Origin of the sequence: Aerococcus viridans (assembly GCF_002871935.1) — a bacterium.
Taxonomy (GTDB): Bacteria; Bacillota; Bacilli; order Lactobacillales; family Aerococcaceae; genus Aerococcus; species Aerococcus viridans_B.
Window position 1 is genome coordinate 1 of sequence record NZ_PNHQ01000037.1, and the last position, 6,025, is coordinate 6,025.

5 protein-coding genes and 1 pseudogene are annotated in these 6,025 nt (G+C 37.1%); all 6 read left to right on the forward strand.

All coding sequences use genetic code 11. The features are described from left to right. The first annotated feature begins 403 nt into the window (after positions 1-403). Positions 404-1,006 carry a TVP38/TMEM64 family protein gene (locus CJ191_RS08935; protein ID WP_102199561.1) on the forward strand — a complete coding sequence of 201 codons (603 nt, stop codon included), beginning with the start codon at positions 404-406 and terminating at the stop codon, positions 1,004-1,006. Between the two features lie 9 nt (positions 1,007-1,015). Further along, a complete protein-coding gene (locus tag CJ191_RS08940) occupies positions 1,016-2,074 on the forward strand; it encodes a glycosyltransferase family 4 protein (RefSeq protein WP_102199562.1) in 1,059 nt (352 codons plus the stop codon). 142 nt (positions 2,075-2,216) lie between these two features. Continuing rightward, a complete protein-coding gene (locus CJ191_RS08945) occupies positions 2,217-2,909 on the forward strand; it encodes an HAD family hydrolase (protein WP_070468164.1) in 693 nt (230 codons plus the stop codon). Between the two features lie 305 nt (positions 2,910-3,214). After that, complete coding sequence (locus CJ191_RS08950) at positions 3,215-4,531, forward strand: CitMHS family transporter (protein ID WP_102199563.1); 1,317 nt, start codon at positions 3,215-3,217, stop codon at positions 4,529-4,531. A 48-nt stretch (positions 4,532-4,579) separates the two neighbouring features. Continuing rightward, positions 4,580-5,587, forward strand: a complete 1,008-nt coding sequence (locus CJ191_RS08955; protein WP_070468163.1) for an isocitrate/isopropylmalate dehydrogenase family protein — start codon at positions 4,580-4,582, stop codon at positions 5,585-5,587. Between the two features lie 184 nt (positions 5,588-5,771). After that, a pseudogene (locus CJ191_RS08960) lies at positions 5,772-6,025 on the forward strand (RNA-guided endonuclease TnpB family protein); the annotation flags it as partial.

The following is a 6,025-nucleotide window of genomic DNA, read 5'->3' on the forward strand; positions in this document are numbered from 1 at the left end:
ACTTAATGATAATGGAATCCTCGTTTTTTTGCGAAAAAAATTGGACCAATGACTTTTTTAGTCATCAGTCCTATATATTGTAGAGCCTCTCCATATCCAAGCAGCCTAAGGGCTGCTTGGATATGGAGATAAATATTTATATAATGAATAATGGAAATGAATGATAAATAAAAAAACCAAGCAATCAATGATTACTTGGAAATTATTCTCATCAGTCCGATTTGACGAAGAGCCATAAAAGTCACTGAATTAGATTTATATTCTACGTTAATATAAATAATGGTACTTTTAGCCTATATTTTTTCCTTATAAAAAGTTTACAATAAAAGTTGAGAAAATACGTTATACTAAAGGTGATAAAAAATTTCATACAATAGCATAGACTATTGAGGGGAGATTGGCTATGGATATGCATCGTCAAAAGTTTGTGCAAAGACTGATTCACTTATTGAATATTTTAGGCACGATTGCGACTATTATCTTTGTTGTTTGGGCATGGCGAAACGGCTTATTAACAGATAAGGTGGCCTTTTTAAAATTTATGGGCCATTTCGGCATTGCCGCACCTTTTGTGTTTGTCATCATTCAATTCATACAAACAGTTATACCTGTGATCCCAGGATCGGTTACTATTCCGCTAGGTGTATTTATGTTTGGTGATATATGGGGCTTTGTTTGGAACTTAATGCCCATTTTCCTAGGATCTATATTTAATTTTTATTTGGCTCGTAAATATGGGCGTAGTTTGGTCCATATGCTCGTTGGGGATAAGTACTATCATAAGGCCTTAACTTGGCTGGATGACCGTTCTGGTTTTAAACGCGTATTGATTCTAGGGCTTATCTTGCCGTTTATGCCTGCTGATGTCATCTGTTATGTTGCTGGATTAACTAACCTGTCCATTTCGCGATTTGTTCAAGTTTTGGCAGTAGGGAAACCCGTTACCATTTTGATTTACTCATACTCAACGATCTTTTTGGTTGACCTAGTGAGTAAGTGGATATAGGAGCATATAATGAAAATTTTATTGCATAGTGATATGAAAAAAACGATTCAGCAAAGTGGGGTTGGCCGTGCTCAGTTGCATCAAGAGATGGCCTTAAATTCCGCAGGTATTGCTTATACCACTAACTATAAAGATGATTTTGATATCGTACATATCAATACCGTCTTTCCCCACTCTTTATTGGTAGCAAAAAAAGCAAAAGCTGCAGGTAAACCTGTTATCTATCATGCCCATTCAACGATGGAGGATTTCAGGAATTCCTATTCTTTTTCTAATCAAGCATCATTGGGCTTTGAATATTGGCTAAATACTTGTTACAACTCTGCGGACCTTATTCTAACACCAAGCCAGTATGCCAAAGACCTATTGGAAAAATATGACATAGATAAACCGATTCATGTCATTTCAAATGGTATCGACCTGTCTTATTGGCAAGCTACAGCAGAAGAAGTGGCCAAGATGCGGTCTCGTTTTAATTTAAAGACAGATCAAAAGGTTGCTATTTCAGTCGGTTTGCAAATTGAGCGTAAGGGAATCATTGAATTTGTAGAATTAGCTAAGCAGATGCCAGAAGTGACCTTTATTTGGTTTGGTTATTCAAACCCCTATGCCTTACCTAAAGAGGTGAAAAAGGCCATTGCAACTCGGTTACCCAACCTGATTTTTGCCGGTTATATCCCACGTGATCAGGTCCGAGTAGCTTATCAAATGGCAGATGTTTATTTATTCATGACCCATGAAGAAACAGAAGGTATCGTTCTTTTGGAAGCTTTAGCCAGCAAGGTGGATACCGTTGTGTCTGATTTGCCAGTTTTTGATTATTTAAATGCTGACCATGATGTTTATAAGGCTGATTCCCTATTAACTTTTAAGGAACGTCTAAAGGGGCTCTTAGATGGGAATTTACCTAGTTTGATTGAGCGTGGTTACCAAAAAGCTAGTTTGAAGAGTATTCAAAACATTGGGCAACAGTATATTTACGAGTACCAATATGCGAGTGCTTGCCAGGCTGAGAATAATAAAGGTAAGAAACTAAGTAAAAGCTTTTTCAAAACTTTTAAAATTTAACCATTAGCATCATTTATCTCAAACGCATGCAATGACGGTCTTGTCCCATTTGGTGACGGCCGTCATTTTTCATATTTTCAAAATATGTGCGTTTGTCTCAATCATTTGTTACGATATGTGAATGATTGAAAAGGAGAGAAATATGAAAGCGATTGGATTTGATTTAGACGATACTTTGTACAACCGATTAACCATCTACAAAAATACTTACCAAGAAATGCAAGCAACGGACCACTATTTAGACCTTGATTTTGATACTTTTAATCAAGTCTATGCTGAATTCTCCGAGCAAGAATACCAAGCTTTTATGGCAGGTAAAAAGACAGAAGCAGCTTTTAAGAATGACCGCGTAATTGAAACGTATGCTCATTTTGGTCATAAAATTGATCAAGCGACGGCGCAACAGTTTAACCAATTAAAAAATCATTATCAAAAACAGTTGAGTATGAGTGAAGACTTGGTTGCTTTAATGGAATCGGCCTTATCTAAAGGGATGACGCTATTCGTGTTAACTAATGGGTCAACAAAAGCACAAATAGATAAATTGACCAATCTAGGTGTCGATCAATTTATTGATAAGGATAAGTGGTACATTTCAGAAAGTATGGGAGGGTCAAAACCACAACGTAAGCTATTTGACGCTGTTACTGCTGACTTAAATGTGGCACCAAAAGATATTTTGTTTGTTGGTGACGACTATCGAAATGACATCGAAGGTGCTATTCAAGCCGGTTGGCAAGCTATTCACTATGCTAAAGCAGAAGTTCCCAATACAGTAGCCACCTGTACCACAGACAACTTCCTAGAAATACGGACTTTGTTAGGTAATTTATAAGGAATGGATTTACTGTGTAATAAAATTGACTATCGCAGAGATGATGTTACCCATCGAAATGATATAGTGTTTTTGTTTTATCATAAACACAAAAATGAATGTAAAGGATTAAATTTTGAAGAAAGTTAGCAAATGACTATATTTGTTGACTTTTTTTGTTTGGCATTAAATAAAACAAAACTATCATAAAATGTTAGGTAATGTAACATGTTTTGTATTTTTGCGGAAATTTCATTGACAATTGAATTTATTTGTCACATTATAAAACACATATATAACAATGAGAAAGTAAGAGGTGTTTTTTAATGGTTGCGTTTATGGGGTATGCGCTGATTGTTATTTTCATGTTTGTCATTATGCGTAAGAAGATGTCACCTTTCATTGGGTTAGTGTTCTTACCATTGTTATGGGCGATTATCGGGCAAATATTTGGTTTATGGCAAATTGATATAGGCCAAGCAGCGATGGATGGCTTGGGTACGACATCATCGACTGGAATTATGTTATTTTTCGCTATTTACATGTTTACTATCATGATTGACGCTGGGTTGTTCGATCCTTTATCAAATGCAATGATACGTTTTGCTAAAGGAGACCCGTTAAAGGTAGCCTTAGCAACTGTTGCTTTAACTGCTGCCGTATCATTAAATGGTGATGGTACAGCGACGATGATTATCGTCTGTACAGCTATGGTGCCTATTTACAAAAAATTAAATATGTCTATGTTAAATTTAGCGGTTTTAACGATGACGTCTCATTCGATTGTTAACTTACTACCTTGGGGTGGCCCGACGGCTCGTGCTATTGCGGTAATGGGCGTTGAAACCAATGATGTAATGCGTGGTTTAGCACCAATGATGATAGCTGGGTTGATTTATATGTTTATCGTGGCATGGATTTTTGGTTTGCAAGAACGAAAAGCATTGGGTGTGGTCAACTTATCTGAACAAGAAATGCAGGCAATGATGGTTATTGATGATCCAGAAACACTAGAACTACGTCGACCAAAGAATGTTTGGATTAACTTAATGATTGTGCTTTTGGCGATTGCTTTACTAGTAGAGGGATCTATTCCATCCGCTATTATTTTTATGTTAGGGACCGTTATTAGCTTACTAATTAATTACCCGCATCCTAAAGATCAAAAAGCACGGATTGATAGCAATGCTTCTGAAGCCAATCAAGTTGTGATGACGGTGTTTGGTGCTGGTATTTTTATGGGTATCTTAAACGGAACAGGTATGTCAGATGCTATTGCCAATTCTTTAATTACCATTATTCCTGAATCATTGAGTGGTTTCTATGGTTTTATTGTTGCAGTTATTTCATCGCCAGGTACTTACTTCTTACATAATGATGCTTTCTATTATGGGATGATGCCAATTTTATCAGAAGCTGGTTACGCATATGGATTTACGCCATTACAACTGACGTTTGCATCATTAATTGGTCAAGCTTTCCACTTATTTAGTCCGTTAGTACCTTTCTCATATGTACTACTAGGTTTAACTGATGTAGAATGGGGCGAATGGCAGAAAAAAGGTCTAGTCGTTTCACTTGGTATTTTCATTGTTTATGTAGTAACTGCTGCAATGTTTGGTCTGTTACCTATTGTCCAATGATAGGCTTAAGAAGGTTATCATACAATCAAGTTTAAAAGGAGTGATTTAGTGGCGAACAAACAAACAATCGCCTTAATTCCAGGCGATGGGATAGGAAAAGAAATAACACAAGCTGTTAAACGCGTAGCTAGAGCTTTAGAAAGCCCAATTGTCTGGGATGAAGTAATCGCTGGTCAAGAGGCGATTGATGCAACAGGAGACCTTATTCCGCAATCAGTTTATGACGTTATTGATTCGCATAAAGTGGTCTTAAAAGGCCCTATTGCAACCCCAATTGGTGAGGGTTTTAGAAGTGTTAATGTTTCACTTAGAAAACATTATCAATTACATACCAATATTCGTCCGATTCGTGTATTGGGGAAGATTCCAGCGCTACAACACGATGTGGATATCATCCTATTTCGAGAAAATACGGAAGATTTATACGCAGGCGTAGAGAAGCAAGTGTCTGCTGATGAAGCCCACTCTATAAAAATCATTACTCGAAAAGCGACTGAACGTATTGTGACCGCAGCCTTTGATTATGCAGTAGCAAATCAAAGGAAGAAAGTCACTATCGTCACCAAAGCGAATATCATGAAGCTATCTGATGGTTTATTTTTAAAGGTTGCCAAAGAAGTAGCCAAAAAATATCCACAAATAGAAACAGACGAAGTTTTGGTCGACAATATGGCGATGCAATTAGTGATGCGTCCACAGCAATATGATGTAATCGTGACGGAAAATTTATATGGCGATATCTTATCTGATTTAATGGCTGGATTGATTGGAGGATTAGGATTGGTGCCTGGGGCTAACTTAGGCGACGATGTTGCAATTTTTGAAGCGGTTCATGGATCAGCGCCTGATATTGCTGGACAGGGGATTGCCAATCCAACAGCGCTACTATTAGCTTTTGCTGACTTATTAGACCACATTGGTTTACAAGTTGATGCTGAGCGTTTACGTCAGGCTTTAAATATAGTTTTGTCAGATGTCAACAATTTCACCCGCGATTTGGGTGGTCATTTATCAACTGAAGCTTATACAGATAAGGTGATCCAAGCCTTGATTTAGTTTTAACAGCTTAGCAGGTGTTGTAAACTTTCATTTACAAGCTGTCAGCTAAGGAAGCCTAGGTATTAATACCTAGGAGGAATTAGCGAAATAGACAGCTCTTTTTTGTTGATTTTACTAGGTTATCGTTTATGTTTCCTCTAAATAGATATTATGATGTATTTAAGGGAAAAGAGGTGACAAGATGCAGTTGACGAAAACGATTAAAGTGCAATTATACCCAAGTGTTAGTGATATTGAAAAATTCGAAGAAACCCAACAACAGTTCTTAAACGCTTGTAATTTTGTTTCGACATATATCTTTGACCATGAATTTGAATTAGGTCAAACGACTTTGCATAACGCCTTGTATCATCAGATACGTCAGGATTTTGGGCTGCAATCGCAAATGGCCCAGTCCGTAATGCGTACGGTAATCGCAAGATATAAGACCGTGAA